25 protein-coding genes, 1 tRNA gene and 1 pseudogene are annotated in these 26,528 nt (G+C 65.4%); 17 read left to right on the forward strand and 10 right to left on the reverse strand.

Annotated elements, in window-relative coordinates:
• Positions 1–111: 111 nt before the first annotated feature.
• A complete protein-coding gene (locus ABIF91_RS14700; protein ID WP_028180966.1) occupies positions 112–1,524 on the forward strand; it encodes a PLP-dependent aminotransferase family protein in 1,413 nt (470 codons plus the stop codon).
• Here ABIF91_RS14700 and ABIF91_RS14705 read toward each other — a convergent pair.
• The 4 genes from ABIF91_RS14705 to ABIF91_RS14720 all read right to left on the reverse strand — a co-directional run bounded on the left by ABIF91_RS14705 (position 1,521) and on the right by ABIF91_RS14720 (position 5,365).
• Positions 1,521–2,135 carry a GDYXXLXY domain-containing protein gene (locus ABIF91_RS14705; protein ID WP_028180965.1) on the reverse strand — a complete coding sequence of 205 codons (615 nt, stop codon included), beginning with the start codon at positions 2,133–2,135 and terminating at the stop codon, positions 1,521–1,523. The genes ABIF91_RS14700 and ABIF91_RS14705 overlap by 4 nt on opposite strands.
• Entirely contained in the window at positions 2,132–3,403 is a 1,272-nt protein-coding gene (locus ABIF91_RS14710; RefSeq protein WP_028180964.1) for a DUF2157 domain-containing protein, read from the reverse strand. The genes ABIF91_RS14705 and ABIF91_RS14710 overlap by 4 nt, the downstream gene beginning before the upstream one ends.
• Before the next feature lie 314 nt (positions 3,404–3,717).
• A complete protein-coding gene (locus ABIF91_RS14715; protein WP_028180963.1) occupies positions 3,718–4,233 on the reverse strand; it encodes a nuclear transport factor 2 family protein in 516 nt (171 codons plus the stop codon).
• Positions 4,234–4,303: 70 nt separating this feature from the next.
• Positions 4,304–5,365, reverse strand: coding sequence for an aldo/keto reductase (locus ABIF91_RS14720; protein ID WP_284278174.1), 1,062 nt, complete (start codon positions 5,363–5,365; stop codon positions 4,304–4,306).
• A gap of 92 nt (positions 5,366–5,457) precedes the next feature.
• Between ABIF91_RS14720 and ABIF91_RS14725 the strand changes: the two genes are divergently transcribed.
• Positions 5,458–6,360, forward strand: a complete 903-nt coding sequence (locus ABIF91_RS14725) for a LysR family transcriptional regulator (protein ID WP_028180017.1) — start codon at positions 5,458–5,460, stop codon at positions 6,358–6,360.
• Between the two features lie 84 nt (positions 6,361–6,444).
• Here ABIF91_RS14725 and ABIF91_RS14730 read toward each other — a convergent pair whose 3' ends face one another.
• Positions 6,445–7,338: a LysR family transcriptional regulator gene (locus ABIF91_RS14730; RefSeq protein ID WP_028180018.1), complete on the reverse strand. Its 894-nt coding sequence runs from the start codon at positions 7,336–7,338 to the stop codon at positions 6,445–6,447.
• Positions 7,339–7,434: 96 nt separating this feature from the next.
• Between ABIF91_RS14730 and ABIF91_RS14735 the strand changes: the two genes are divergently transcribed.
• Both ABIF91_RS14735 and ABIF91_RS14740 read left to right on the forward strand, forming a co-directional pair.
• Positions 7,435–7,764, forward strand: coding sequence for a nuclear transport factor 2 family protein (locus tag ABIF91_RS14735; RefSeq protein ID WP_028180019.1), 330 nt, complete (start codon positions 7,435–7,437; stop codon positions 7,762–7,764).
• Entirely contained in the window at positions 7,761–8,549 is a 789-nt protein-coding gene (locus tag ABIF91_RS14740) for an SDR family oxidoreductase (RefSeq protein WP_028180020.1), read from the forward strand. Before ABIF91_RS14735 ends, ABIF91_RS14740 begins: the two co-directional genes overlap by 4 nt.
• A 198-nt stretch (positions 8,550–8,747) precedes the next feature.
• Here ABIF91_RS14740 and ABIF91_RS14745 read toward each other — a convergent pair.
• Positions 8,748–8,837: transfer RNA gene (locus ABIF91_RS14745), tRNA-Ser, on the reverse strand.
• A gap of 415 nt (positions 8,838–9,252) precedes the next feature.
• Complete coding sequence (locus ABIF91_RS14750; RefSeq protein WP_028180021.1) at positions 9,253–10,383, reverse strand: ROK family protein; 1,131 nt, start codon at positions 10,381–10,383, stop codon at positions 9,253–9,255.
• A 331-nt stretch (positions 10,384–10,714) separates the two neighbouring features.
• Between ABIF91_RS14750 and rplU the strand changes: the two genes are divergently transcribed.
• From rplU to ABIF91_RS14765, 3 genes are all read left to right on the forward strand, one after another.
• Positions 10,715–11,101 (forward strand): 50S ribosomal protein L21, encoded by a 387-nt coding sequence (gene rplU / locus ABIF91_RS14755; protein ID WP_028180022.1) that lies wholly within the window; start codon positions 10,715–10,717, stop codon positions 11,099–11,101.
• Positions 11,102–11,203: 102 nt separating this feature from the next.
• Positions 11,204–11,473, forward strand: a complete 270-nt coding sequence (gene rpmA, locus ABIF91_RS14760; protein ID WP_008538809.1) for a 50S ribosomal protein L27 — start codon at positions 11,204–11,206, stop codon at positions 11,471–11,473.
• A gap of 140 nt (positions 11,474–11,613) precedes the next feature.
• Positions 11,614–12,207, forward strand: a complete 594-nt coding sequence (locus ABIF91_RS14765) for a GNAT family N-acetyltransferase (protein WP_028180023.1) — start codon at positions 11,614–11,616, stop codon at positions 12,205–12,207.
• A gap of 184 nt (positions 12,208–12,391) precedes the next feature.
• On the opposite strand, the gene ABIF91_RS14770 is transcribed toward ABIF91_RS14765, so the two are convergent.
• Positions 12,392–13,306, reverse strand: a complete 915-nt coding sequence (locus ABIF91_RS14770; protein WP_028180024.1) for a DMT family transporter — start codon at positions 13,304–13,306, stop codon at positions 12,392–12,394.
• Between the two features lie 267 nt (positions 13,307–13,573).
• On the opposite strand from ABIF91_RS14770, the gene ABIF91_RS14775 reads away from it, so the two are divergent.
• The 3 genes from ABIF91_RS14775 to ABIF91_RS14785 all read left to right on the forward strand — a co-directional run bounded on the left by ABIF91_RS14775 (position 13,574) and on the right by ABIF91_RS14785 (position 17,038).
• Entirely contained in the window at positions 13,574–14,056 is a 483-nt protein-coding gene (locus tag ABIF91_RS14775; protein ID WP_424579219.1) for a MaoC family dehydratase, read from the forward strand.
• 85 nt (positions 14,057–14,141) lie between these two features.
• Positions 14,142–15,182 (forward strand): GTPase ObgE, encoded by a 1,041-nt coding sequence (obgE, locus tag ABIF91_RS14780; RefSeq protein ID WP_028180026.1) that lies wholly within the window; start codon positions 14,142–14,144, stop codon positions 15,180–15,182.
• Between the two features lie 221 nt (positions 15,183–15,403).
• Positions 15,404–17,038: an alkaline phosphatase family protein gene (locus tag ABIF91_RS14785; protein ID WP_028180027.1), complete on the forward strand. Its 1,635-nt coding sequence runs from the start codon at positions 15,404–15,406 to the stop codon at positions 17,036–17,038.
• A gap of 134 nt (positions 17,039–17,172) precedes the next feature.
• On the opposite strand, the gene ABIF91_RS14790 is transcribed toward ABIF91_RS14785, so the two are convergent.
• A complete protein-coding gene (locus ABIF91_RS14790; protein WP_028180028.1) occupies positions 17,173–18,138 on the reverse strand; it encodes a Bug family tripartite tricarboxylate transporter substrate binding protein in 966 nt (321 codons plus the stop codon).
• A gap of 203 nt (positions 18,139–18,341) precedes the next feature.
• On the opposite strand from ABIF91_RS14790, the gene proB reads away from it, so the two are divergent.
• The 7 genes from proB (at position 18,342) to ABIF91_RS14825 (ending at position 25,490) form a co-directional block, all read left to right on the forward strand.
• The gene (gene proB / locus ABIF91_RS14795; RefSeq protein ID WP_028180029.1) at positions 18,342–19,460 is read left to right on the forward strand and encodes a glutamate 5-kinase; all 1,119 of its coding nucleotides are present in this window, start codon (positions 18,342–18,344) and stop codon (positions 19,458–19,460) included.
• A gap of 202 nt (positions 19,461–19,662) precedes the next feature.
• Complete coding sequence (locus tag ABIF91_RS14800; RefSeq protein WP_028180030.1) at positions 19,663–20,958, forward strand: glutamate-5-semialdehyde dehydrogenase; 1,296 nt, start codon at positions 19,663–19,665, stop codon at positions 20,956–20,958.
• Between the two features lie 23 nt (positions 20,959–20,981).
• Complete coding sequence (locus ABIF91_RS14805) at positions 20,982–21,626, forward strand: nicotinate-nucleotide adenylyltransferase (RefSeq protein ID WP_028180031.1); 645 nt, start codon at positions 20,982–20,984, stop codon at positions 21,624–21,626.
• A 197-nt stretch (positions 21,627–21,823) separates the two neighbouring features.
• Entirely contained in the window at positions 21,824–22,180 is a 357-nt protein-coding gene (gene rsfS / locus ABIF91_RS14810; RefSeq protein WP_028180032.1) for a ribosome silencing factor, read from the forward strand.
• 112 nt (positions 22,181–22,292) lie between these two features.
• Positions 22,293–22,775 carry a 23S rRNA (pseudouridine(1915)-N(3))-methyltransferase RlmH gene (rlmH, locus tag ABIF91_RS14815; protein ID WP_028180033.1) on the forward strand — a complete coding sequence of 161 codons (483 nt, stop codon included), beginning with the start codon at positions 22,293–22,295 and terminating at the stop codon, positions 22,773–22,775.
• A 34-nt stretch (positions 22,776–22,809) separates the two neighbouring features.
• Positions 22,810–24,135, forward strand: a complete 1,326-nt coding sequence (locus tag ABIF91_RS14820; protein WP_028180034.1) for a murein hydrolase activator EnvC family protein — start codon at positions 22,810–22,812, stop codon at positions 24,133–24,135.
• Positions 24,132–25,490, forward strand: coding sequence for a S41 family peptidase (locus tag ABIF91_RS14825; protein WP_028180035.1), 1,359 nt, complete (start codon positions 24,132–24,134; stop codon positions 25,488–25,490). Before ABIF91_RS14820 ends, ABIF91_RS14825 begins: the two co-directional genes overlap by 4 nt.
• A gap of 267 nt (positions 25,491–25,757) precedes the next feature.
• On the opposite strand, the pseudogene istB reads toward ABIF91_RS14825, so the two are convergent.
• Positions 25,758–26,524: pseudogene (gene istB, locus ABIF91_RS14830) on the reverse strand (IS21-like element IS1631 family helper ATPase IstB).
• Positions 26,525–26,528 lie beyond the last annotated feature (4 nt).

A 26,528-nucleotide genomic window follows, 5' to 3' on the forward strand; every position in this document is an offset into this window, starting at 1 on the left:
TGGCGCGGCCATCTATCCGCTTCGACCGTGGCGAAGCCAGCGACAATCCCATACAATCCGACGAAACTGTATTGATATGGAAAGCCATACACATTGGGCGCCGACACACGCATGAAGGGCCGCAACGGCACGCGGACCGCCGATGTTATGAGCGCGGTCCGCGCCAAGGTCGCGGGCCGCGCCCTCGGTGCCGGCGACCGCCTGCCCTCGATCCGCAGCCTTGCCGCGACCATGGACGTTTCGCCCTCCACGGTGGTCGAGGCCTACGACCGGCTCGCTGCCGAAGGCCTGATCCGCGCGCGCCGCGGCTCGGGCTTCTATGTCTCCCCGATGGCAGCGCCGCCGCTCGCGCTGGCCGAAGTCGAGCCGCGGCGCGACCGGGAGGTCGATCCGTTCTGGGTGTCGCGGCAGTCGCTCGACGCCGATGCGGCCGTGCTCAAGCCGGGTTGCGGCTGGTTGCCGGCAGACTGGATGCCGGAGGCCGGCTTGCGGCGGGCCGTCCGTGCGCTGGCGCGGGCCGACGAGCGCCTGCTGACCGACTATGGCAGCACGCGCGGCGCACTGGCGCTGCGCCGGCTGCTGATCACGCGGCTGGCCGAAGATGCCGTTGAGGCGTCAGTCGACCAGCTCATGCTGACGGGCTCGGGGACGCAGGCCACCGACCTCGTCTGCCGATTCCTGCTCCGTCCCGGCGACACCGTGCTGGTCGACGATCCCTGCTACTTCAATTTCCGAGCACTGCTGCGCGCACATCAGGCAAGGATCGTCGGCGTGCCCACCACGCCGTCGGGCCCGGACGTCGCCCACTTCGAGCAGATCCTCGGCAGCGAACGGCCACGGCTCTACATCACCAATTCAGCACTGCACAATCCGACCGGCGCGACGCTGTCTCTTGCGACCGCGCACCGGCTTCTGACCGCGGCCGCCGGGCACGACCTCACCATCATCGAAGACGACATTTTCGGCGACTTCGAGCCGGAGCGCTCGCCGCGCCTTGCCGCGCTGGACGGCCTCACCCGCGTGATCCGCATCGGCAGCTTCTCCAAGACGCTGTCGGCGTCGGTGCGCTGCGGCTACATCGCGGCCCGCGCCGACTGGATCGAGCATCTCGTCGACCTCCAGGTCGCAACCAGTTTCGGCGGGCCGAGCCCGGTCGCGGCCGAGATCATAGCGAAAGTGCTGATCGGCGGCAGCTATCGCAAGCACATGGACGAGCTCAGGCAGAGGCTCACGCGGACGCGTCGCGACGTCGCGCGCAAGCTTCAGGCCCTGGGGATCGAGCCGTGGCTGATGCCGCGCGGCGGCTTCTTCCTGTGGTGCCGCCTTGCCGACGGGCTGGATGCCACGGCTGTTGCGCGTGCCGCGCTCGAGGAAGACGTCGTGCTCGCGCCGGGCAACGTGTTCAGCGTGTCGCAGTCGGCGTCGCACTTCATGCGCTTCAACGTGGCACAGATGAGCGAGCCGCGAATGTGGGACGTGCTGCGGCGGGCTTTGAAGTCGGCGCCCGGAATCACCGGCAGCTAATACAACGGCTCCTCGTACACCGGCTCGCCGTCGAGCAGCAGCCGCTTGATGGCGGCGCGGCCCGAGGGCAGCACGGCGGCGACGACGCGCAGCTTCTGCTGGTTGCGGGCCTGCTCGAGCTTCCGGCCCTCGCCCTCGGGCACGAAGTAGCTTTCGAGACCATATTTGATCAGCAGGTTGTCGCAGAAGGTGCGTCGGCCGGATCCACAGGACCCGCCGTAGTTGGCGACGCGACCGCGGATCAGCACTTCGGGCGCCGTGACCGTGACGGGCTCGGCATGCACCGAGACCGCCGCGTAGAGGCCGTTGGCGTCGGGTGCAAGCTTGACGAACACGACCGGATTGCGTGCGTCGGCCGACTTGCCGGCGAGCACGCCGGCCGGCACTTGCGAGATGTCATAGCGGAGCACGACATAGTCGCCGCGCAGGAGATCGCGGGGATCGACCGGCTGAGTCTGCAACGTGACCTCGGTGCCTTCGCGCAGGATCTGCATCCGGTCGGCAACCATCAGGACCAGCAGCGCACATTGAACGAGGATGGCGGCGGCGAACAGCGCGGCTTTCGGAATGCGCTGCCAGAGCCCGGTGAGGGACGCGATCATCTTGTTCATCGCTCAGCCCTCGGTAGCATGCGATTGAGCGCGGTTGCGAATAGGACGGCCACCACGCCCGCGGCGGCAAGGAAAGCCGATCGACGCAGCAGCGAGCCCTTCACGGCCCAGGTGATGCCCGCAATGACGCCGGCGATGCCGAGCCAGCCGGCGACGATGCGCGGACGCACATCGTCGAGCATGCCCGACACGACGAGGCACAGCATGGCGCAGAGCAGCGCGGCATAGGCGAACCAGGGCTCGCCGGCCGTGGATGCCGGCCAGAGCGGCGCCGCGACCAGCACGAGCCCGATCGCGCATCCTGCCAGGACTTCACCCGGGCGCCTGGTGATTGCGGCGGACACCAGCGCAAGGATCACGCCGGCAACGCCGCACAGGTTCGCCCAAGGCGGCTGGGCCGGCACCGTGGCGGTCCGGAGGCGGATGATGTCGTCGACGGTCGTCACTTCCAGGACGGCGACGCCGGCCAGCGACAACGCGCCGTAGATCGACAGAACTGTTCCGAGGCAGAGGGCCCGCGGCGACGGTGCTGCGGCGATCGCAAGCCCGGCGCCGAACAACAGGGCCGCACCGTTCGCGAGCACGAATGACGGCTGGGCTCCCTCGAAGTCGAAGCGGAGCGACGTCGCAATCCACCACGGCAGCACTGCGAGCGCGACGAGATGAGCCGCGGCGCGCGAATTCCAGGCGAAGGCGAGGCCTGCTGCGACCAGCCAGACCGCCACGAACGGAAGATGCAGGACGTCGGGCGCATCGTGAATCCGCATGCAGGTCCAGATGCTGGCGGCGACGAGACTGACCGCGAGCGCACCGCGCGAGCCGGTCAGCAGTGCGGCGGCAAACGCGCCGATCGACCACAGCAGCATGCCGCCGGCAAAATCCTCGCCGAGATGATACATCTGCCCGACCAGCGCGATGCCGGCGCCGAAGATGATCGCACCGACGCTGGCGCAGAGATCGGCGAGAACGCTGCGGCCGGTCGCGGCAAACCAGGCGCCGAGCGCGCCGGTGACGACCATGCCGGCGAGCAGGATCGCGAACCGCAACAGCCGCGCGATCTCCGTCCAGTGCGCCGCCACGAAGGCGAGGAACGCGGCCGCGATCAGCAGGCCGCCGACGATGGCGACGACCACGGCGATGTTGATGGCGGCCGGAAGCGGCGGCAGCGCATGGCGAATGGCGGTGGCCGCCGCCGGCGCAATCACGCCGTCGGCCTCCCATCGCGCCAGATCGGCTTCGAGGCGCTGCCGGTAGGTTTTGTCGAACATCGTCCTGGGATCACCTGGCGCCCGCCGGATGGCGGGGCCTTGCTAGGTCGGATCGTGCAGGCGATGGGTTCAATCCGCCCCTCGCAGCAGGGCTATCGCCTATGGCTGTTTGCGCGAGCTGAGCGCGCGCCTCGTCCTTCGAGACGACAGCTTCGCTGTCTCCTCAGGATGAGGCTAAGCGGCATCGGAGTTCGCTGAAACCAGCGCCACGCACGCGGTCCCCATCCTGAGGGCCCGCCAAAGGCGGGCGTCTCGAAGGATGGCCACAAGCGATATCACTCTCTCCTGCGATGACCCTCCTCCTCGGAGCGGGGCTATCGCGCCGGCGACGGAATGCGCCGCAGGACGTCGTCATAGGGGACGAGGTCGAGATAGGCCGTCACCTCCGCGGCCTTGCCGTCCTGCATGCGCATGATCCAGGCGTAGCTGTTCGCGTAAGGCTTGCCGTCGCGCGCCACGCCGCCACCTTCCCAATGCGCGATGACGTGGTCACCGTCGGCAAAAATCCTCACGGCTGTCGGACGGACCGGTGCCGACAACCGGCTCGCGAATGGACGGACCGCTCGATCCAGGAACACATCGCGGCCTCGGAATTCGCCGGCGCTTGGGCCAGACCCCTTGATGCGCCAGACCACGTTGTCGTGCAGCAGATCATGGAAGAAGCTGGTGCCTCCCGCGGCCCAGCGATCGAAGGCGTCGGCGACGATCAGCTTGTTGTCGTCCGGCACGGAATTGGCCTGTCCGCAGGGTGCGGCCGTCGTCAGGGTGGAAGCCGTCACGATGACCGCGTAGACGCACGACGCAAGTGCGCGATTAAGCATGGTTGCCATTGGTGTCTCCCGTTCTGGTGCAAAATGCCGTCCTGCCCCGAAGTGATGCACGCGTGGTCGGCTTTGCGATCTATACGCGCCGCGCGACGGCGGCGCCGCCGAAGATGAGCTGCTCGACCATCGGGCGGCGCAGGAAGCGGCCCGGAAAGATGGGATCGGGCGCAGTCGCCTGGTCGAGGCGCGCCATCTGGTCAGGAGACAGCGTGATCCCGACCGCACTGAAATTGTCTTGCGCCTGCTCCAGCGTGCGGGCTCCGATCACCGGTGCGGTGACTGCGGGATTGGCCAGCGTCCATGCGATGGCGACCTGCGAGGATGTCGCGCCGAGCTCCCAGGCGATGGCTCGCACCGTCTCGGCCGCATCCAGCGAGCGCTCGTTGAGAAGGCCGGATGACGCGATGATCGAGGCGCGTGTCGTTCCGACGGCGCGCTCCTGGGAATCCCTGAGATCGGCCCTTGTGTACTTGCCGGTGAGCACGCCGCCGCCGAGAGGCGACCAGGGCAGCACGCCCAATCCGAGGCTCGCCGCCAGCGGAATGAGCTCATGCTCGACCGTGCGCTCGACCAGATTATATTCGATCTGCAGCGCGACGAAGGGCGACCAGCCGCGCAGGTCTGCGATCGTCTGCAGCTGGGCAATGCGCCAGGCCGGCGTGTTGCAGATGCCGACATACTGGACCTTGCCGCTGCGCACGAGGTCGTCCAGCGCGCGTAGCACTTCGTCCGGCTGCGTGGTCGCGTCCCAGGCGTGGAGGTAGAGCAGGTCGATGCGGTCGGTGTCGAGCTGCCGCAGGCTCTGCTCCACCGAACGAACCATGTTGAGCCGGTGGTTGCCGCCGGAATTGGGATTGCCGGGGTCGCGCGCCATGGTGAATTTGGTTGCGAGCACGAGGCGGTCGCGCTTGTCGCGGGCGAATTGACCGACGAGACGCTCGGAAGCGCCATTGGTGTAGTTCACAGCCGTGTCGATGAAATTGCCGCCGCGGTCGACGTACAGGTCGAATATCCGACGTGCCTCGCCGGCGTCGGCGCCCCATCCCCACTCGGTCCCGAAGGTCATCGTGCCCAGTGCGAGGGGAGATACCCGCAAGCCCGAACGACCGAGCAGGCGGTAGTGATCAAGTGATGTCATCAGAGCCTCCATCGTATGGCGGAGACGTAATTTCCAACGAAAGGTGAGACAAGTTGGCCAATGATGACCGAGGTGGTAAGCTCAGCTAACCAATGACCACCGACCTGAACCTCGTCGCCGTCTTCATCGCGGTCGCGGAAGCCAAGAGCTTCCGGGGCGCCGCCGAGCGGTTGGGGGTGACGCGATCCGCCGTGAGCCAGGCCATCCGACGCATGGAAGACCGGCTGGGCGTGGCTCTCGTCCAGCGAACGCCCCGGAGCGTCAGTCTTACCGAAGCGGGCATGCGCCTGCATCAGCGCGTGGCGCCGGCGGTCGCCGAAGTCGAACAGGCGATCGACGGCGCGCGCGATCGTGACGCGCAGCCGACGGGGCAGCTGCGACTGGCTGTTTCGTCGATCGCCGAGCGATTCATTCGCGGCCCGCTGCTGGCCGAGTTCGCGCACGCCAATCCCGGCGTGCAGGTCGACGTGACCGTGACCGATGAGGAGTTCGACATCGTGGCCGAGGGCTACGATGCAGGCGTCCGGCTCGGCGAGGTGATCGAGCAGGACATGATCGCCGTGCCGGTCTCAGGCGATCAGCGTCAGCTCGTCGTGGCTGCTCCGGCCTATCTGGAGCGGTTCGGCGCCCCCTCTCACCCGCGCGAGCTCTCGCAGCATTGCTGCATCGGGTGGCGGCCGGCGCCGCACGTGGCTCCCTACCGCTGGGAATTTGGCGAGGCGGGGCGCGAGTTCGACGTCGCGGTGAACCCGAGGATCACGACGAACGACATGTGGGTCATGGTGCGGACCGCCTGCGCGGGAGGCGGCCTGACGTTCGGCATGGAAGAGACGTTTCGGCCCTATATCGAACGAGGTGAGCTGGTGCCCGTGCTGGAGGCGTACTGCCCGTTCTTCCCAGGCTTTTTCCTCTACTTTCCGGACCGGCGGAATCTTCCGCCGAAGCTGCGCAGCCTGATCGATCACGTGCGCTATCGGCCGGCCAGAAAGAGTTAGAAACTGCTGGCGGACCACGCCCGAACAAGATGCATCGCGATCGCCAACTCGCGTTCTCGACACAACCATTCATCCAGCAAACCGTCAGCCGGCAGGGCCACGCGCCATGTCGATCAACGCCTTGAACGCGGCCGAGGGATTGCGCCTGCTCGGATAGTAGAGACACAGGGGTGCCAGTAGCGGCGTCCAGTCCTCCAGGACCCGAACGAGACGCCCCGCCTCGATGTCTTCGCGCACATCGGACTCCATGAAGTAGCCGATGCCGACATGGTCGAGCACCGTGATGCGCGAGAGGCTAGCCTCGTCCAGCGTGACAGGCCCTTGAACGTCGATCTGGACGGACTGGCCCTCCTTTTCGAATTGCCAGCGATGCAGCGCACCATTCGGCAGCCGGATGCGCAGGCATGAATGGCGCAGCAGGTCGGGAGGCACGCGGGGCTTACCGTTGGCTCTGAAATATTCGGGCGATGCGACCACGGCAAAGCTCCGGGGAGGACCGACGGGAATGGCAATCATGTCGCTCGGCACCAGGTCGGCGCTCCTCAGGCCGAGATCGAACCCTTCGGCAACGATGTCGACGATCCGGCCCTCGGTGACGAGATCGATGTGAACGTGAGGATAGCGTCGCAGGAACTTCAACAGGAGCGGACCAAGAACCTCCCGCGCTCCTGTTGCGAACGCATTGATCCGAAGCGTTCCGGACGGGATTTCCTGCTGCGAACGGGCAGCCCCCATCGCATCGTGAAGCGTCTTTACGGCAGGCCCGACCTGATCGACGAAGTTCCGTCCGGCATCCGTCAGGGAAACACTGCGCGTCGTCCGATTGAACAGTCGGACGCCGAGTTGGCGCTCCAGCTTCCCGATGACGTTGCTCAGCGCGGTGGTCGACAGGCCAAGTTCCAGCGCCGCTGCCCGGAACGATCCGCGCCGCGCAATGGCGAGGACAGCATCAAATTCGATCAGGCCGTGTTTCGGCATTGTCCCACTTTTCGCAACACCGCATGCCGGTTTGCCCCGATTATCGTGAGTTATGTCTCCCTCTAAATCAACCGTCTCATGTCAAGGAGGCGAGCGATGTCGATCGAACTACCCAAGCCCATAGCCGACTATGTCGAGGCCAACGCACAGCTCGACGTGGACGGCATGCTGAAGCCGTTCGCCGCCGATGCGGTCATCTCGGACAACGAACACCGTCATGAGGGCCACGCCGAAGTGCGGACCTTGCTCGAAGAGGCGGTGGTCGGCGCGAAGGCGATATTTGTGCCGGATACCGTTCGCCACGAGAACGGTCAGGTCGTGGTCGAAGGCCTTGCCCATGGCGACTTCAAAGGCAGCCCCATCCGCTTCACCTATGGTTTCACGCTCGAAAACAATGCCATCAAAGCCTTGGAGATCACGATATGACCATCAAGGCTGATCCGACCGAGTTCGCGGGAAAGCGCGTGCTGATCAGCGGCGGCAGCAAGGGTCTGGGCCGCGCCACCGTCGACCGCTTCCTGGTCGGCGGCGCTCGGGTGATCACCGCTGCCCGCGGAACCATGGAGCCCGTCGACGGCGTCGCGTTCGTCCAGGCGGACCTGACGACGGCCGAGGGAGGGGAAATCCTGGCCAAAGCCGCGCTTGAGCATATGGGCGGCGTCGACATCCTAGCCCATGTGATTGGTGGCTCGTCCTCGCCGGGCGGCGGCTTTGCTGCCCTGACGGACGATCACTGGCTTGCCGAGCTGAACCTGAACCTTCTGGCCACGGTCCGCCTTGATCGTCTCCTCGTTCCGCAGATGATCGAACGGGGCGCCGGCACGGTGGTGCACGTCACCTCCATCCAGTCAGTCCTGCCTCTTCCCGAGTCGACCACCGGCTACGCCGCCGCCAAGGCTGCGCTCAGAACCTACAGCAAATCCCTCTCCAAAGAACTGGGGCCGAAGGGCGTGCGGGTCAACGCCGTCTCCCCCGGCTGGATCATGACCGAGTCGTCCGTCGACATGCTGAAGCGTCTGCAGGCCGCAAATGGCGGCTCGATCGAGGAAGCGCGGCAAGTCGTCCTCGACGGTCTGGGCGGGATCCCGATCGGGCGTGCGGCCGAGCCCTATGAGGTCGCCGACCTCATCGCCTACCTGGCCTCCGATCGCGCCGCAGCGATCCACGGCGCCGAGTTCGTCATCGACGGCGGCACGGTTCGGACCGTCTGAAGTCCGGCCCCGACGTTCGCCCTCCGTGGCGGGCGCCGGGAAGCGGCTCCAGGTTAGAAATGGCAAGTGTCGGTAGCCGACGTCGAAGGCTTAGCTCGGAAATGTCGGCTTCGTCTCAGATGCCGGCATTCAAGAACTGAGCGCATAGGCGACGGCTCAAGCGACCGAAGCGTCGGCATATGGCGGCGTATCACGGAATGGCGGAGAGGGAGGGATTCGAACCCCCGATAGGCTTGCACCTATGCCGCATTTCGAGTGCGGTGCATTCAACCACTCTGCCACCTCTCCTGAAGGCGCCAAGTTAGGAGCTGCGGCCCCTGTGGTTGGGGGCGTTAATAGGCGAGGATGGCGGGCCAGACAAGGCGCGGGAGACGAAAATCGGAATGGTCTTCCGCCGAACCCGCGACGGTCGCGGTGCTGACGGCGCCGATTGCGGATTTTGGCGCGCGTTCGAGCCTTTCGGCCCGGAGTTTTCGCGCTTCGCCCGGCGCGGGGGCCGAGGCCGCGGACGCGAATCACGGCTCGAAGGAAGAAAGACGGGGTGGGACCGCCAGACGCGGTAAACACTGGCGGTCCCGTGCCGCTCATTGAAATACTGGCCAGGAAGGGCGGCTTCGCCGGCCGAGTGAAAGCGGCGATTTCGACCGTAGCGTGCAGTCCGCATGGCGCAACGCAATCCGTCCCTTAACCTAACCGGTCAAGGTTACTCCTTGTCCGCCTTGCCCTTTTTCTTCCCGTTCTCCGTGGAATCCCGGTCCTTGCCGTTACCGTTCTCCCTGCGGCGGTTGGTGAAGCGCGCATTGCCGAGCCCGGTGCCGATGGTGAGCACGCCCCAGCGCCCGACATCCTGCATGAACGGCACTTCCGACAGACCCTGAACGACGCCGTCATTGTGCATCAGGATCGCGGTGTCGTGCTCGCCGATGACGGGGATCGCCTCGATGAGGCTCGCCGGCAGGTTGAACTTGCTGCTCTCCCAATTGCCCGGCAGGTTCTGCGCGCCCTTCTCGATCGAGCCGTCCGGGTTGATCACCCCGGGGCAGGCGATGCCGATGAAAGGCGCGAGCTTGTAGCCTTCGTTGTCCGCTTCCGTGATCAACCCCTTCAGCATCTTGGTGAGCCGCTTCACCGCGGCTTCGCGCGTCGGCTCGTCGTCGGCGTGGCGCCACAGCTCGGAATGCACCACCTTGGCCTTCGACAGATCCTTGGTTTTCTTCCAGCCGGTTTCCACCAGGCCGCAGCGGATGTTGGTGCCGCCGATGTCGACGGCGAGGATGCTGTCATGGGCTTCGAAGATCCAGGACGGCGCCAGATGCAGCGCGCCGATCAGGCCGGCTTCGTCGGGATGATGGCGGATCGGCTGCAGGTCGATCTTGAAGTCGTCCGACTTCAGGATGATCTCGGCGCGGGCGATCACGAGTTCGCCGAGCCGGGAATCGCGAAAGCCGCCGCCGACGACGATGCGCTCGGTCTTGGCCCAGGCCTTGGTCTTGAGGAAGCGGCGCGTGACATAGGCCAGCTCCTGGGCGAAATCCTCGATCGCGCTGTGCACCACGGCCGAGGCCTCGGTGTCGTCGCCGACCAGGATGGCGTCCAGCGTCTTCTTGTTGATCTCCTCCGTCGGCACCTTGCCGAACGGGTCCTCCCCCGTCTTGCGCAGCGGCTTGCGCCAGTGGTCGAGAATGTCGCGAAACGCGCCCTTGCTGGCGCGGTCGCCGAGAAAGCCGTTGTCGTCCTTGATCTCGATGTTGAAGCTGTCGACATCGACCGACGGCAGACGGCTCGCGCCGTGCTGGGCGATGCCCGTTGTCTTGACCAGTTCGTCCGTTGCCATGATAGCCCTAGCCCGCGAGAGATTTGCGAGGACAACGGCGAGGGAACCCGATGGTTGCAGCCCGGGCCGAGATTCCCCTCGGCCCCTTGCAAACGCTCCAAATCCTTCAGATCTCGGGCCTTTTCCCGCGGTTTTCCTTGACTCGCGGCGTCCAGCGGCTATAAGTCCCACAGCCGGCGCGGGGCGTTTCTCGCGCCGCTTGCTTTTGCGTGGGTTTTCAAAGGGGTAAGTCCCGCCCGCACAAACGCGCATAAACCCTTAGCGACTGACAAAAAGCCGGCCCCGACGATATCAGTCGCGAGGCCGGGATTGAACACGAAGGAAAAAAACGATGTTCGCAGTCATCAAAACCGGCGGCAAGCAATACCGCGTCGTGCCGGATGATGTCCTGGAAGTAGGCAAGATCGAAGGCGACGTCGGCTCGATCGTGCAGTTGAATGAAGTTCTGGTGGTCGGTGGCGACACGCCGGTGCTGGGCGTTCCGACGGTGGCGGGTGCCTCCGTTGCGGTCGAGGTGCTCGACCACAAGCGCGGCCCCAAGGTCATCGCGTTCAAGAAGCGCCGCCGCAAGAATTCGCGCCGCAAGCGCGGCTACCGCGACGAGATCACCGTGCTGCGCGTCAGCGAGATCCTGACGGACGGCGCCAAGCCCACCAAGGGCCCGCGCCCGAAGCGGGAGAAGGTGGCCAAGGAGCCGGCAGCCGAAGCCGCCGAGTAACGAGAATCGATCACGCCAGTTCACGAATTGAGGCGTGAGACCTTTTGAAATGATTCCGTCAAGGAATTGACCTAGACATACGCAGGATTTCGGAGACGAGCCATGGCTCACAAAAAAGCAGGCGGTTCATCGCGTAACGGACGCGATTCCAAAGGCAAGCGCCTCGGTATCAAGGCGTTCGGCGGGGAGATCGTCACTCCCGGCAACATCATCGCGCGTCAGCGCGGCACGACCTGGCACCCGGGCCTTAATGTCGGCATGGGCACGGACCACACTCTGTTCGCCAAGATCGAGGGCCGCGTTGCGTTCCAGGCCAAAGCCAACGGCCGCACCTTCGTATCGGTACTCCCGATCGCCGAGGCGGCTGAATAGACGGTGGATCAAATTTGGAGTCCGCCGGGTCCTGACTGAACCGGCGGAGTCCACAAGCAGGCTCCAGGGGAGGCGGGAAACCGGCCTCCCCTTTTCTTTGACTTGCTCACTTCGAATTAGTGACTTTCACGGAGCCGGACATGTTGCAGGATTTCTCGAGCGTGACCTTGCAGGAGGCGAGACCCAGCGTCGTCGCCACCGAGCGGCTGACCTTGCGGCGGCCGACCCTCGCCGACGTCAGGACCATCGCCCGGCTCGCCAATGACCGCCGCGTCGCCGAGAACACCCGCCGCCTCCCGCATCCCTATTCGCAGGAAGACGCCGTCGCATTCATCCGCGCCACCGCCGCGCTCGGCAGCGAGACCGTGTTCCTGATCGAGCACGACACCGGGCCGGTCGGCATGGTCGGCATCGACTGCTCCACGCCCGGCAACGCCGAGCTCGGCTACTGGCTCGGCGTCGAGCACTGGGGCCGGGGTTTTGCCACCGAAGCCGCGCGCGGCGCGATCGACTTCTTCTTCGAGGAGTTCGAGGACGAGCATCTCCATGCCGGTGCGCGCGTCACCAATCCGGCCTCGCGCAAGGTGCTGGAGAAGTGCGGCTTCCAGTGGAGCGGCGTGCAGCTGCACCGCTTCCTGGCGCTCGGCTCCTCGACGCCCGTCGACTGCTTCCGCCTGTCACGCGGGGTGTGGGCGTCGCTGAAGAGCTGGAGCAGCGCGCGGCGCATGAAATAGCGCAAGAGCGCACCACATTCTCCGCTGTCGTCCCGGGGCGCGACGAAGTCGCGAGCCCGGGACCCATAATCCCAGGGAGGAGTGCCAGGCAAAGCGCCCACTCCGAGTCTTCGCAAAACAGTTCTCGTAGGTATGGATCCCGGGCTCGCGCTTAGCGCGCCCCGGGATGACGCTGTGGGTGTGGCTACGCCGGCGGATTCACGTCCGCGCTCGCGCGCCCCAAATCGCGCTCGCGCAAATAGATGTAGAAGCCGGCACCGATGATGATGGCCGCACCGACGAGGGTTGCGATCGACGGGACGTCGCCGAACACGACGAAGCCGAAGATCACAGCCCAGACGATCATCGAATATTGGTAGGGCACCACGACGCTCGCCGGCGCGAGCTTGAGCGAGCGGTTGACGCAGAACAGCGCCGTCACAGAAATCAGACCGGCGGCCGCGAAGATCACGAGGCTGCCTGGCGTCGGCGGCACCCAGTTGAACGCCGACAGCACCGCGCCGAGCGAGAACGTGCCGACGAATTGCGAGGACGCCATCACGATGTCGGGTGTCTTGCGCAGGCTGCGCGTGATCAGCATCAGGGTCGCAAACGACAGGCTGCCGCCGAGCGCGATCAGCGCCGGCAGGCTGACGGTCTGCGCGGAGGGGCGCAGCGCGATCAGCACGCCGCAGAAGCCGACCAGGATAGCGGTCCAGCGCCGCCAGCCGACCTTTTCGCCCAGGAAGATCGCGGACATCGCGGTGACGAAAATGGGGCCGGCGAGATAATAGGTGATGACGTCGGCGAGCGGCAGATAGACGGTGGCGAGGAAGAAGGCGGCCACTTCAAGCGTCGACAGCACGACGCGGATCAGCTGCAAGCCCGGCCGCTCCAGATGCAGGAACTGGTGACGCTGCGTCCAGATCATCGGCGACAGCAGGAGCAGCGCCGCGCAGGCACGCAGGAACAAGAGCTGCCCGACCGAATAGGTGCCGACCAGAAACTTGCCCATGGCATCGCCGAACGAGAACATGAAGATCGACAGCACCATCAGCGCGATGCCGGCCAGCCGCGCCGAGCGGTCGTCATAGGCGGAGAGGTTCTTGAACAGGGGCATCGACAGGGTTTGCTTCGGGAAACGCGTCATTGCGAGCGAAACGAAGCAATCCAGGCTGTCACCGCGGCGGCAGCCTGGATTGCTTCGTCGCTGCGCTCCTCGCAATGACGGAGGACAGGGCAGCAGCGCGATCGATAGGGCGTCGGAAGGTCCTTTTAATGGCGACAAGGCACCAAACAAGTCCGAGTTCGATCAATTGAACGCATTGTCGCACTGCGTGCAGCGCGATACGGATCATTCTCCAAGTCCATTCCGATGGTGCAGCGCATGACCGACTTCGATCCCCCCCAGCATCGCATGATCCCCGCGCAGCGCTGGTTTGAGGATTTCGTCGTCGGCGAGCGTTTCGTGCTGCCGAGCCGCACCCAGACCTCGGCAGTGTTCGCCGCATTCCAGACCGCGAGCGGCGACACTCATCCGGTGCACTACGACGTGGAATATTGCCGCAGCCGCGGCATGCCGCATCTGCTCGCCCACGGCTTCCAGACCTTGATCCACACCGCGCTCGGTGCCGGCCTGTTTCCGTTCATGGTCGAGGACTCCCTGATCGGCTTCCTCGAGCAATCGAGCCGGTTCCTCAAGCCGGTGTTCGTCGACGACACGATCTACCCCGCGCTCGAAGTCACCGAACTGGTGCCGGGACGTACGACCGGCGTGGTCACGCTTCGAAGCACGATCTTCAACCAGCGCAAGGAGCTGGTGCTGGAGGGCCTGCAGAAATTCCTGATCCGGCGCCGCCCGGCAGGTTAAGCAAGGCGCGACTTCGCGAGAAATTCGGCCAATCCGCGGGGCAATGCGGGTTGCCGCGGGGGACCGGCTGGCCTACCTATGGCCCATGAAATTCCTCGACGAAGCAAAGGTCTATATCCGCTCCGGCGACGGCGGGAACGGCTGCGTGGCGTTCCGCCGCGAGAAGTTCATCGAATTCGGCGGTCCCTCCGGCGGCAATGGCGGCCGTGGCGGCAATGTCATCATCGAGGTCGCCGACGGGCTCAACACGCTGATCGACTACCGCTACCAGCAGCACTTCAAGGCCCAGAAGGGCGAGAACGGCTCGGGCTCGGACCGCCACGGCGCCAACGGCAAGAACATCGTGCTCAAGGTCCCGGTCGGCACCCAGATCTTCGACGAGGATCGCGAAACGCTGATCCACGACTTCACCAAGGTGGGCGAGAAGTTCGTGCTGGCCGAGGGCGGCAATGGCGGCTTCGGCAACGCGCATTTCAAGTCGTCGACCAACCGCGCGCCGCGCAACGCCAATCCCGGCCAGCCCGGCGAGGAGCGCTGGATCTGGCTGCGGCTGAAGCTGATCGCCGATGCCGGCCTCGTCGGCCTGCCCAATGCCGGCAAGTCGACCTTCCTCTCCAAGGTCAGCGCGGCGAAGCCGAAGATCGCCGACTATCCCTTCACCACGCTGCATCCGCAGCTCGGCGTCGTGAACGCCGACGGCCGCGAATTCGTGCTGGCCGATATTCCCGGTCTGATCGAGGGCGCGCATGAAGGCGCGGGGCTCGGCGACCGCTTCCTCGGCCATGTCGAGCGCTGCCGCGTGCTGCTGCATCTCGTCGACGCAACCTGCGAGCACGCCGGCAAGGCCTACAAGACCGTGCGCAAGGAGCTCGATGCCTATGGCGGACAGCTCACCGACAAGATCGAGATCGTCGCGCTGAACAAGATCGACGCGGTCGAGCCGGACGAGCTCAAGAAGCAGAAGGACCGCCTCAAGCGCGCCGCCAGGAAGACGCCGCTGCTGCTCTCCGGCGCGACCGGTCAGGGCGTCAAGGAAGCGTTGCGTGCGCTTGCCGAGGTGATCGGCGAGGCCCCGGTGTCCAGCAAGGCCAAGAGCGCCGCCGAAGCGGAGCCATGGTCGGCTTGATCGATCCTGCCGAGAGACCCTCATGGTGAGGAGCGCGGAACGCGCGTCTCGAACCATGAAGGCCCGGCTCTCGCCCGCAGCCATCCTTCGAGACGCCCGCTTGCCGCGGGCTCCTCAGGATGAGGTTCGGTGGTTGTGACCGTAGTCAAATTGGGCACTGGCTTGTCATCGCGGCCGCGATATCGCAGCATCGAACGATCAAGAAACAACAGGGATGACGCATGGCGCGCGCGAAGAACGTTCTCTGGATCATGTGCGACCAGCTTCGCTATGATTATCTCGGCTGCACCGGCCATCCCACGCTGAAGACACCGAACATCGACGCCATGGCAAAGCGCGGCGTGCTGTTCACCAACGCCTATGTGCAGTCGCCGATCTGTGGGCCCTCGCGGATGTCGTTCTACACCGGGCGCTACATGCGCTCGCACGGCTCGCATTGGAACGGCTGGCCGCTGCGCGTTGGCGAGCCCACGCTCGGCGATCACCTCAAGAAGATCGGCGTGCGCAACGTGCTGGTCGGCAAGACCCACATGGCGCCCGACCTCGAGGGCATGAAGGCGCTCGGCATTCCCCCGGAATCGATCATCGGCGTGCACGTCGCCGAATGCGGCTTCGAGCCTTACGAGCGCGACGACGGCCTGCATCCGACCGGACGGCCGCGGCCGAAATACGATGAATATCTGCGCCAGCAGGGCTTTGAAGCGACCAACCCCTGGGAGCATTGGGCCAATTCAGGCGCGGCCGACGATGGCTCCCTGCAGAACGGCTGGCTGCTGGTGCATGCCGACAAGGCCGCGCGCGTGCCGGACGAGCATTCCGAGACGCCCTACATGACGCGGCGCGCGATGGATTTCATCAGCGAGGCCGAGACCGACGGCCGGCCGTGGTGCCTGCATCTGTCCTATATCAAGCCGCACTGGCCCTACATCGCGCCAGAGCCCTATGCGAGCATGTATTCGACCGACGACATGATTCCGGTGATCCGCTCCGAGCGCGAGCGGCAGAATCCGCATCCGGTGTTCGGCGCCTATATGGACATGCGCTACTCCCGCAACATGGCGCGCGACGATGCCCGCGACAAGGTGATCCCGACCTATATGGGCCTGATCGCACAGATCGACGACCAGATGGGCGTGTTGATGAAGTTCCTGGAGGACCGCGGCCTCTTGGACACCACCATGATCGTGTTCACCTCCGATCACGGCGATTATCTCGGCGATCACTGGATGGGTGAGAAGGATCTGTTCCACGAGCAGTCGGCGAAGATCCCGCTCATCGTCATCGATCCCTCGCAAGAGGCCGACGTGACGCGCGGCACGCGCAGCGATGCGCTGGTGGAGGCGATCGATCTCGCGCCGACCTTCGTCGATTATTTCGGCGGCAAGGTGCCGGGCCACATCCTCGAAGGACGTTCGCTGCTGCCGCTGCTGCGCGGGCCGACGCCGACGGACTGGCGCAAGGTCGCCTTCTCCGAATACGACTACGCCATGCAGGATGTGCGGCTGAAGCTGAACCAGCCGATCGAGCGCTGCCGCCTGTTCATGGTGTTCGACGGCCGCTGGAAGTACATCCACGCCTCCGGCTTCCGCCCGATGCTGTACGATCTCGAAACCGATCCGGACGAATATCTGGATCGCGGCGACGATCCGGAATGCGCGGGCATCGTAGCTCGGTTGCAGGCCGAGCTGTTCGACTGGGCGCTGCATCCCAACGACCACATCACGACGCCGCGCGAGAAGATTGCAGCCTATGCGGATAACCAGCTCCAGGTGAAGGGTGGGATTTTGATCGGCATCTGGGACGAGAAAGAGCTCGCAGCAATCAAGGACGGTATCGCGCAGCGCGCGAAGATGTGAGTAGAGGGAGGCTCTCTCCATTCGTCATGCCCGGGCTTGACCCGGGCATCCACGTCTTGCGGCAAGCGCGGACGCACGTGGATGGCCGGGTCAAGCCCGGCCATGACGACTGAGTGTGTGTCGCCGCGGGAGACTCAATTCTCGATCTTGTAGCCCGTCGCTTTCACGATCGGCTGCCACAACGACGTGTTCGCGGCGAGCTCCTTGCTCAATCCGTCCCGCGTCGAGCCGACCGGGATCATCCCGATCGCCGTCAGCTTTTCCTTCACCTCGGGTTTGGCCAGCGCGGCGCTCGCGGCCGCGCCGAGCCTGCTCGCAAACTCCGGCGGGCTGCCGGCGGGAAGCCACATGCCGTACCAGGCGTCCGCAACGAGATCGATGCCGCTCTCCTTCAGCGTCGGAACGTCAGGCGCGAACGGCGAGCGCTCGGCACTCGACACCGCAATGATCTTCACCCCCTTGGCACGATGCTGCGGCAGCGCGTCGGCCAGCGTGGTGATGCCGAACGAGATGTGGCCGCCGACGAGGTCGTTGAGGATCGGCGCGCTGCCGCGATAGGGCACGCGGGTCAGGGCAATGCCGAGATCCTTCTCCAGCTTGGAGCCCATGAAATGCGGAATGGTGCCATTGCTCGGCACGCCGAACGACGTCTTGTCGGGATGCGCCTTCAGCCAGGCGACAAAGCTCTTGAAATCCGGAGCGTCGACCCCCGGGCCGATCACGACGGCGAATTCGAACCGCGCCAGCAGCGACACCGGCATGAAGTCCCTGGCCGTGTCGAAGCTCGGTGTCGTCTCCACCATCGGCAGCAGGTACATGGTGGGTCCGGTCGTCACCAGCACCATGCTGCCGTCGGGGCTTGCGCCCTTCACCGCCTTGATCCCGATCAGGCCGTCGCCGCCGGTGCGGTTCTCGACCACGATGGTCCGTTGCAGCACCGGGGCCATCTCCTGCGCGATCAGCCGGCACAACGTATCGCCGCCAGCTCCCGCTGCGAACGGGAAGATGATCTTGCTCAGCCCGGCCTGCGCCTGCGCTCCACCCGCATGCGCCAGGAGCGGCAGGCCGAGGCATCCGGTCATGAATTTGCGGCGGTCCATACGTTTCCTCTCCAGCCCCGTTTTTGGTTGCCGGCATTAGAACCGGAACGGCGTCCAAGACAAGGCCGCCGTCGGCCGTTTACCATCTCGCCCGCCTTGCGCCGGCCATCGTCCTGCTGCAAAAGCAGGCCTCACCGGCGCCGCTCTTTCGCTCCGCCGCTTCCGATGCAGAGCAATTCGCCACGCGCGCCAGCAATACACACATGGCCAGCCCCGAACTCAGTCAATTCCGCCGTATCGTCGTCAAGGTCGGCTCCGCACTGCTGGTGGATTCCGACAAGGGCGAGGTACGCGCGTCCTGGCTCGCCGCGCTCGCGGACGACATGGCCAAGCTGCACAACGAGGGACGCGACGTCCTCGTCGTCTCCTCCGGCTCGATCGCGCTCGGCCGCAGCCGCCTCAAGCTGCGCGGCCCGCTGAAGCTGGAGGAGAGCCAGGCCGCCGCCGCGGTCGGCCAGATCGCGCTGGCGCGTATCTGGTCCGAGGTGTTGGGGGCGCATGGCATCGGCGCCGGCCAGATCCTGGTGACGCTCCAGGACACCGAGGAGCGCCGCCGCTATCTCAACGCCCGCTCCACCATCGGCAAGCTGCTGGAATGGCGCGCGATCCCCGTGATCAACGAGAACGACACGGTCGCCACCAACGAAATCCGCTACGGCGACAATGACCGCCTCGCCGCGCGCGTCGCCACCATGGCCAGCGCCGACCTGCTCGTGCTGCTGTCCGACATCGACGGGCTCTACGACGCCCCGCCGAAGAACAACCCGGATGCAAAGCTCATTCCCGTGGTCGAGAGCATCTCCTCGGAGATCGAGGCGGTGGCGGGAGACGCCGAGTCCGAACTGTCGCGCGGCGGCATGCGCACCAAGGTCGAGGCGGCCAAGATCGCCACGACGGGCGGCACCCACATGCTGATCGCCTCCGGCAAGATCGAGCATCCCCTGCAGGCGATCGCCAATGGCGGCCGCTGCACCTGGTTCCTGACGCCGGCCAACCCGATCACCTCGCGAAAGCGCTGGATCGCGGGCACGCTGGAGCCGAAGGGCACGCTGACGATCGATGCCGGCGCCGTGACGGCGCTGCGCGCCGGCGCCAGCCTGTTGCCGGCCGGCGTGATCAAGGTGGAGGGCCAGTTCGCCCGTGGCGATGCCGTGATCGTCCGCGGCCCCGACACCAGCGAGGTCGGCCGCGGCCTGATCGCCTATGACGCCGAGGTGGCCGAGCGGATCAAGGGCCGCTCCTCGCCTGATGTAATGGCCATCCTCGGCATCAGCGGGCGCTCGGAGATGATCCACCGGGATGATCTGGTGGTTGGCGGGTGAGGACCGCACCGTCATTCCAAGGCGGTGCGCTAGTACCGAACCCGGAATCTCGAGATTCCGGGTCTGGTCCTTCGGACCATCCCGGAACGACGGCGCACCTGACCCAGCCAGCCCGCCATCGGAGAGACCTGCCAACCCTCCCGACCCTTCGCAAATGCGGGATTTCCGTGCTAGGACACCGCCTTAGCAGAAGGTTGAACCCATGGCCGCCCCCCTCAAAGCCGTTGACGGCAATGCCGATCTCCAGGCGCTGATGTCCGATCTCGCCGCCAAAGCCCGCGCTGCCGCGCGCGTGCTGGCGCTGGCGCCGCCGGAGCAGAAGAACCGGGCGCTCGAGGCCATGGAGCGGGCGATCCGCGCACGCTCTGCTGCGATTCTCGCCGCCAATGCCGAGGACGTCGCCGAAGCCCGCGCCGCCGGCAACATGACCGCTTCCTTCATCGACCGCCTGACGCTGACGCCGGCGCGGATCGAGGGCATGGCCGAAGGTATCGCCATCGTCCGCGGCATCGCCGATCCCATCGGCGTCGTCACCGAGAGCTGGCAGCGGCCGAACGGCATGACCATCGAGCGCGTGCGCGTGCCGCTCGGCGTCGTCGGCGTGATCTTCGAGAGCCGTCCGAACGTCGCGGCGGACGCCGGCGTGCTGTGCCTGAAGTCCGGCAATGCCGTGATCCTGCGCGGCGGCTCCGACAGTTTTCGATCCTGCCGTGCCATTCATGAGTGCCTGGTGCAGGGCCTGCGCGAAGCGGGCCTGCCTGAAGCTGCGATCACGCTGGTGCCGACGCGCGACCGCGCTGCGGTCGGCATGATGCTGTCAGGCCTGAACGGTGCGATCGACGTGATCGTGCCGCGCGGGGGCAAGAGCCTCGTCGCGCGCGTCGAGCAGGAGGCGCGCGTGCCGGTGTTCGCGCATCTCGAAGGCGTCAACCACGTCTATGTCGACGGCAGCGCCGACCTCGCCATGGCGAAGTCGATCGTGCTCAATGCCAAGATGCGACGCACCGGCGTCTGCGGCGCGGCCGAGACGCTGCTGGTCGATCGCGCCGCTGCCGGCAAAAATCTGAAACCGCTGGTCGAGATGCTGCTCGATGCCGGCTGCGAGGTGCGCGGCGACGACGCCGTGCAGAAGACCGATGCACGGGTCAAGCCTGCCGGCGCAGACGATTGGGACACCGAATATCTCGACGCGATCATCGCGGCGAAAGTGGTCGACGGCGTCGACGGCGCGATCGCGCACATCCAGAACCACGGCTCGCATCACACCGACGCGATCGTGAGCGCGGACGAGGCTGCCGCGAAGAAATTCCTGAGCGAGGTCGATTCCGCAATCGTGCTGCACAACGCCTCGACGCAGTTCGCCGACGGCGGCGAGTTCGGGTTCGGCGCCGAGATCGGAATTGCCACCGGCCGGTTCCACGCCCGCGGCCCGGTCGGTGCCGAGCAGTTGACGAGCTTCAAATATCGCGTCCACGGCACCGGGCAGACGCGGCCGTAGGTAACGTCGCGAGGCGCGGGCAATTGAGCAACAATTTCGTCGTGCCGCGTTTCGTGGCGCAAGCGATCCCGCCCTCGACACCGGGCATGCGTGTCGGCCTGCTCGGCGGCTCCTTCAATCCGCCGCATCAGGCCCATCGCGCGATCAGTCAATTCGCGCTGAAGCGATTGCAGCTCGATCGCGTCTGGTGGCTGGTCACGCCCGGCAATCCGCTGAAGGAGAACGGCTCGCTGCACGAGCTCGGCGAGCGCATGCGGGCCGCGCGCGACGTCGCCAACGATCCCAGGATCGAGGTGAGCTGTCTCGAATCCGTCATTCGCACGCGCTACACTATCGACACGATCAACACGTTGCGCCGCCGCCTTCGCGGCCTGCGCTTTGTCTGGATCATGGGCGCCGACAACCTCGCTCAATTCCACCGCTGGCAGGACTGGCGGCGCATCGCCGGCCAGGTGCCGATTGCGGTCATCGATCGCCCGCCGCAGAGTTTTCGTGCCCTCGCCTCGCCGGCCGCCAAGGCGCTATCGCGCTACCGTCTGCCCGAGACGAAGGCAGCAGAACTTGCGGATCGGCCGGCGCCCGCCTGGGTGTTCCTGACCGGATTGAAGCTCAACCTCTCCTCGACGGGCCTGCGGAACCCGGACGGGAGCTGGAAAGGTACGAAGTGAGACGAAGTGTGCGGGCTGGAGGCTCTCTGGCATATTGAAACCCTTAACCCCACATGATGTAGTGTAACCAGTGAGCGCCGGATTCGGCGTTCGCGATACAGTGAAAGGAATGGTCCCTGACCACATCTGTATTGTCCAAGCCTGTTTTACCCAAGGTTGCCAAGCCTACGCGTAAAACATCGACCAAAGCTGCGGCCTTGAAGGCGCAACCCGACGCCGACAAGACGCTGAGCCTGATCCTCTCCCGCCTCGAGGACATGAAGGCGGAAGAGACGGTCACCATCGACCTTCGCGGCAAATCGGCGTGCTCCGACTACATGATCGTGACCACCGGCCGGGTGAACCGGCACGTCGGCGCGATCGCGGAAAACGTCACCAAGAGCCTCAAGGAAAACGGCATCAAGAACATCCATGTCGAGGGCTTGCCCAATTGCGACTGGGTGCTGATCGATTCCGGCGACGTGATCGTGCACGTGTTCAGACCCGAGGTCCGCGAGTTCTACAATCTCGAGAGATTGTACACGCAGGGCCCGGGGGCGGCGAAGGCGATCTAGGCTCATCGAGCCGATTTCGAATCGGCTGGCGCGCATGCTAGCGTCGTGTGCGCGCGCTTGTTGCGCGCGGTCTTGAAGCGCGACCCTGAAGATATCAGACCCCGAAGATATCATGCGTGTTGCCGTCATTGCGGTGGGCCGGCTGAAGCAGGGCCCCGAACGGGAGCTTGCGGACCGCTATTTCGAGCGGTTCGACGAGGCCGGCCGCAAGCTTGGATTCCGCGAGCTCAGCATCCACGAAATTCCCGAGAGCCGCGCGCGCGATACCGCGACACGGATGGCCGAAGAGGCCGCGGCGATCTCGGCGCATATCCCGGAAAGATCCATCCTGGTGGCGCTGGACGAGCGCGGCCAGAATCTCGAGTCCACCGTATTCGCACGGCATCTCGGGCGCTGGCGCGACGAAGGCATCGGACATACTATTTTCGTGATCGGAGGGGCGGACGGACTTTCGCCCGAATTGCGCCGTAAGGCCAAGCTCGCGATCGCATTCGGCTCTGCGACCTGGCCGCACCAAATGGTCCGCGTCATGCTTCTGGAACAGCTTTATCGGGCCGCCACCATTCTGGCCGGTCATCCCTATCACCGCGCGTGATGCGCGTCACAACGAGCACTTTTGCCGAGAAGCGATGCGAGCGCCGATTCTCAACCTGCTGCTGATCGCCAACGTCGCCGGCGCAAGCCTGGCGCAAGCCCAGACGGCAACACCGGCGCCGCAGACCGCAGCGATCTCGCCCGACGCGATCAAGCAGCGCGAGCAGGAGCTGGAAGCTGCGCGCGCCAGGCAGAAGAGCGCGGAAGAAGCGCAGGCCAAGCTCAAGGCCGAGATCACCGCGCTCGGCCAGGACCGCACCCAGCTCAATCAGCAGCTGATCGAGACCGCCGCCAATGTGCGCACCGTGGAGACCAAGATCGACGAGGCCGAAGCGCGGCTGCGCGCGCTGAACGGCCGCGAGCAGCAGATGCGTGCTTCGCTCGATTCACGCCGTGCCGACATCGTCGAAGTGCTCGCGGCCTTGCAGCGCGCCGGCCGGCGCACGCCTCCGGCGCTGCTGGTGCGGCCCGAAGATGCGCTGCAATCACTGCGCACGGCGATGCTGCTCGGCGCCGTCGTGCCGGAATTGCGCGGCCGCGCCGAGAAGATCGCGGCCGAGCTCGGCGAGCTCGTGGCCTTGCGCAAGGCCATCGCCACCGAGCGCGACCAGCTCGCCTCCGACCGCGACAGGGTCCGCAACGATCAGACCCGGCTCGCCGCTTTGGTCGACGAGCGGCAACGCCAGCAGGCGGCGCGCGAGAAGGACCTGGACGCCGAGAGTTCGCGCGCCATCGCGCTTTCAAGGCAGGTCGGCGATCTCCAGGGGCTGATCGCCAAGATGGAGCAGGACCTGCAAAGCGCCGCCAAGGCTGCCGAGAAGGCCGCGGAGGCCGCAAGGCAGGCCGAGGCGAAAGCGGCCGCCAGCGCCAAGTCGGGCCCAGGCGCTTTCAAGGACAAGTCCCGCACCACCCCGGCGATGGCCTTCGCCTCGGCCAAGGGCCTTTTGCCTCTGCCCGTTAACGGTAACAAGATCAGGGACTTTGGCGGTTCCGACGGGGTTGGCGGGGTCCAGAAGGGGATTTCGCTGGCCACCAAGCCCGGCTCCCAGGTCACGACGCCGTGTGACGGCTGGGTGGTCTATGCCGGGCCGTTCCGCAGCTATGGACAACTCTTGATCCTCAACGCCGGTGGCGGGTATCATGTCCTGATCGCCGGGATGGAGCGCATTTCGGTCAACATCGGACAGTTTGTGCTCACGGGGGAGCCGGTCGCGACCATGGGGTCGACATCTCAAGTCGCCTCCATTCTCGCCACGAACGCGAGTCAACCTGTGCTGTATGTCGAGTTCCGTAAAGACGGCACTCCAATCGATCCAGGCCCATGGTGGGCCGCAAATGAAGGCGAGAAGGTTCGCGGATGATGCGCAAGACTTCAGTAATCCTCCTCAGCGCCGCCACCGGTGCAGCGCTGACGCTGTTCGTGACCCAGCCCCGCGCGGTGTTCATGGGCTCCAGCGCGCGAGCCGCCACCGCGGACACCTATCGCCAGCTCAATCTGTTCGGCGACGTCTTCGAGCGCGTGCGCTCCGATTATGTCGAGAAGCCCGATGACACCAAGCTGATCGAATCCGCCATCAGCGGCATGCTCACCGGCCTCGATCCGCATTCGAGCTACATGGACGCCAAAAGCTTCCGCGACATGCAGGTGCAGACCCGCGGTGAGTTCGGCGGCCTCGGCATCGAGGTCACGATGGAGGACGGCCTGATCAAGGTGGTCTCGCCGATCGACGACACGCCGGCCTCGCGCGCAGGCGTCATGGCCAACGACATCATCACCAATCTCGACGACGAGGCGGTGCAGGGCCTGACCCTGAACCAGGCGGTCGAGAAGATGCGCGGCCCGGTCAACACCAAGATCAAGCTGAAGATCATCCGCAAGGGCCAGGACAATCCGATCGACGTCACCCTGGTGCGCGACAACATCCGCGTCCGCTCCGTGCGCGCGCGCGTCGAGCAGGACGACATCGCCTATATCCGCATCACCACCTTCAACGAGCAGACCACCGAAGGCCTGAAGCGCGAAGTCTCCAGCCTCACGAACCAGATCGGCGACAAGCTCAAGGGCTTCATCATCGACCTCCGCAACAACCCGGGCGGTCTGCTCGAGGAGGCGGTCACCGTCTCCGACTCGTTCCTTGAGAAGGGCGAGATCGTGTCGACCCGCGGCCGCAATGCCGAGGAGACCCAGCGCCGCACCGCGCATGCGGGCGACCTGACCAAGGGCAAGCCGGTCATCGTGCTGGTCAATGGCGGCTCGGCCTCGGCGTCGGAAATCGTCGCCGGCGCGCTGCAGGACCACAAGCGTGCGACGATCGTCGGCACGCGCTCGTTCGGCAAGGGTTCGGTGCAGACCATCATTCCGCTCGGAAGCGGCAACGGAGCGCTGCGGCTGACCACCGCCCGCTACTACACGCCGTCGGGCAAGTCGATCCAGGCCAAGGGCATCGTGCCCGACATCGAGGTGCTGCAGGACGTGCCGGACGAGCTGAAGTCGCGCACCGACACCAAGGGCGAGGCTTCGCTGCGCGGCCATCTGAAGAACGACGGCGACGAGAAGACCGGCTCGCAGTCCTACGTCCCGCCGGATGCCAAGGACGACAAGGCGCTCAAGCTCGCCGGCGACCTGCTCCACGGCATCAAGAACAGCGCCTCCGCGGCGCCGACGCCAGGCAACGACAACAAGGCGACGACCGACAAGCCCAAAGCGGCGAACTGAGTCCTCGCATTCTGCGATCTGACGAAAAGGGCGGCTCCTGGAGCCGCCCTTTTGCTTGCAAGTCCGATCCCCGGCCTATCCCGGCCTGCCGCCGCTTGACCTCGGCATGGTATCGTCGGCTGGAGTGATTCGGGATCTCGCATGACTGAAACGGCCGATGATCTGAGCGCGCCGCTCGGACAGGACAAGCCGCCCCGCGGGTCACTTCAAATTCCTCCGGGTGTGGTCAGTCAAATTCCTCCACCCGCGAGGCAGGACAAGGGACTGTTAGTTTGAGTTTGTTTCCCGGGCAAGAGCTTCAGCGGCTTCTTTGAGCCGATAGCTGCGTCCGTCGAACTCAAGCAGATGGCAATGATGCATAAGGCGATCGAGGATCGTCGTGCTCATAGTGTTGTCCCCAAGGTATGCCCCCAATCCTGCACGACGCGATTGGAGGTGACGATGACGCTGCGGCGCAGTTTGTAACGCTGATGGATCAGGGTCTGCAGCAAAGTGCCGGCGTCGTCGGGGATGGCGCGTGCGAGGAATAGATCGTCCAGCACGAGGAGATCGCAGTCGATGATGGTTCGCAGCCGGACCTCGCGTTGTGCCGGAGAGTTCAGGGCGTAGCGGTGGAAGAAGTCGTCGGTCTCAAGATACTGGACCTTGTGGCTTTGCAGGATCGCCTGATAGGCAATCGCCTTGGCGATGTGCGACTTCCCGGTGCCAGGTTTGCCAACAAGCAGAGCGTTCTCGCCAGCGGCAATGAACGCCAGGGTGTGGAGCTGGAAGCAGGTCTGACGTGGCAGTTTGGGATTGAAGGACCAGTCGAACTCGGCGAGCGTCAGCTTTTCGTCGAGCCCGGATTGCTGGTATCGCCGCTCGATAAGACGGGACTGACGACGGTCCAGTTCATCCTGCAGGATAAGGGAGAAGGTCTCGAGGAAGGGCTGGTTGGCGCCCTGCGCCTGGAGCACGCGCGTCTGCAGCGTGTCGCGGACACCCGACAGGCGCAGCTGTCGTAGGCAACGCTCAATTTCCGGCATGGTCATCATGTGG

The sequence above is a fragment of the Bradyrhizobium sp. USDA 241 genome, assembly GCF_049739505.1.
GTDB classification, from domain to species: domain Bacteria; phylum Pseudomonadota; class Alphaproteobacteria; order Rhizobiales; family Xanthobacteraceae; genus Bradyrhizobium; species Bradyrhizobium liaoningense.

Excerpts from the sequence above, each read along its gene's own strand:
- ABIF91_RS14700 (WP_028180966.1), top strand. The coding sequence starts at position 112 with ATGAAGGGCCGCAACGGCACGCGGACCGCCGATGTTATGAGCGCGGTC.
- ABIF91_RS14705 (WP_028180965.1), bottom strand. The coding sequence starts at position 2,135 with ATGAACAAGATGATCGCGTCCCTCACCGGGCTCTGGCAGCGCATTCCG.
- ABIF91_RS14710 (WP_028180964.1), bottom strand. The coding sequence starts at position 3,403 with ATGTTCGACAAAACCTACCGGCAGCGCCTCGAAGCCGATCTGGCGCGA.
- ABIF91_RS14715 (WP_028180963.1), bottom strand. The coding sequence starts at position 4,233 with ATGGCAACCATGCTTAATCGCGCACTTGCGTCGTGCGTCTACGCGGTC.
- ABIF91_RS14720 (WP_284278174.1), bottom strand. The coding sequence starts at position 5,365 with ATGACATCACTTGATCACTACCGCCTGCTCGGTCGTTCGGGCTTGCGG.
- ABIF91_RS14725 (WP_028180017.1), top strand. The coding sequence starts at position 5,458 with ATGACCACCGACCTGAACCTCGTCGCCGTCTTCATCGCGGTCGCGGAA.
- ABIF91_RS14730 (WP_028180018.1), bottom strand. The coding sequence starts at position 7,338 with ATGCCGAAACACGGCCTGATCGAATTTGATGCTGTCCTCGCCATTGCG.
- ABIF91_RS14735 (WP_028180019.1), top strand. The coding sequence starts at position 7,435 with ATGTCGATCGAACTACCCAAGCCCATAGCCGACTATGTCGAGGCCAAC.
- ABIF91_RS14740 (WP_028180020.1), top strand. The coding sequence starts at position 7,761 with ATGACCATCAAGGCTGATCCGACCGAGTTCGCGGGAAAGCGCGTGCTG.
- ABIF91_RS14750 (WP_028180021.1), bottom strand. The coding sequence starts at position 10,383 with ATGGCAACGGACGAACTGGTCAAGACAACGGGCATCGCCCAGCACGGC.
- rplU (WP_028180022.1), top strand. The coding sequence starts at position 10,715 with ATGTTCGCAGTCATCAAAACCGGCGGCAAGCAATACCGCGTCGTGCCG.
- rpmA (WP_008538809.1), top strand. The coding sequence starts at position 11,204 with ATGGCTCACAAAAAAGCAGGCGGTTCATCGCGTAACGGACGCGATTCC.
- ABIF91_RS14765 (WP_028180023.1), top strand. The coding sequence starts at position 11,614 with ATGTTGCAGGATTTCTCGAGCGTGACCTTGCAGGAGGCGAGACCCAGC.
- ABIF91_RS14770 (WP_028180024.1), bottom strand. The coding sequence starts at position 13,306 with ATGCCCCTGTTCAAGAACCTCTCCGCCTATGACGACCGCTCGGCGCGG.
- ABIF91_RS14775 (WP_424579219.1), top strand. The coding sequence starts at position 13,574 with ATGACCGACTTCGATCCCCCCCAGCATCGCATGATCCCCGCGCAGCGC.
- obgE (WP_028180026.1), top strand. The coding sequence starts at position 14,142 with ATGAAATTCCTCGACGAAGCAAAGGTCTATATCCGCTCCGGCGACGGC.
- ABIF91_RS14785 (WP_028180027.1), top strand. The coding sequence starts at position 15,404 with ATGGCGCGCGCGAAGAACGTTCTCTGGATCATGTGCGACCAGCTTCGC.
- ABIF91_RS14790 (WP_028180028.1), bottom strand. The coding sequence starts at position 18,138 with ATGGACCGCCGCAAATTCATGACCGGATGCCTCGGCCTGCCGCTCCTG.
- proB (WP_028180029.1), top strand. The coding sequence starts at position 18,342 with ATGGCCAGCCCCGAACTCAGTCAATTCCGCCGTATCGTCGTCAAGGTC.
- ABIF91_RS14800 (WP_028180030.1), top strand. The coding sequence starts at position 19,663 with ATGGCCGCCCCCCTCAAAGCCGTTGACGGCAATGCCGATCTCCAGGCG.
- rlmH (WP_028180033.1), top strand. The coding sequence starts at position 22,293 with ATGCGTGTTGCCGTCATTGCGGTGGGCCGGCTGAAGCAGGGCCCCGAA.
- ABIF91_RS14820 (WP_028180034.1), top strand. The coding sequence starts at position 22,810 with ATGCGAGCGCCGATTCTCAACCTGCTGCTGATCGCCAACGTCGCCGGC.
- ABIF91_RS14825 (WP_028180035.1), top strand. The coding sequence starts at position 24,132 with ATGATGCGCAAGACTTCAGTAATCCTCCTCAGCGCCGCCACCGGTGCA.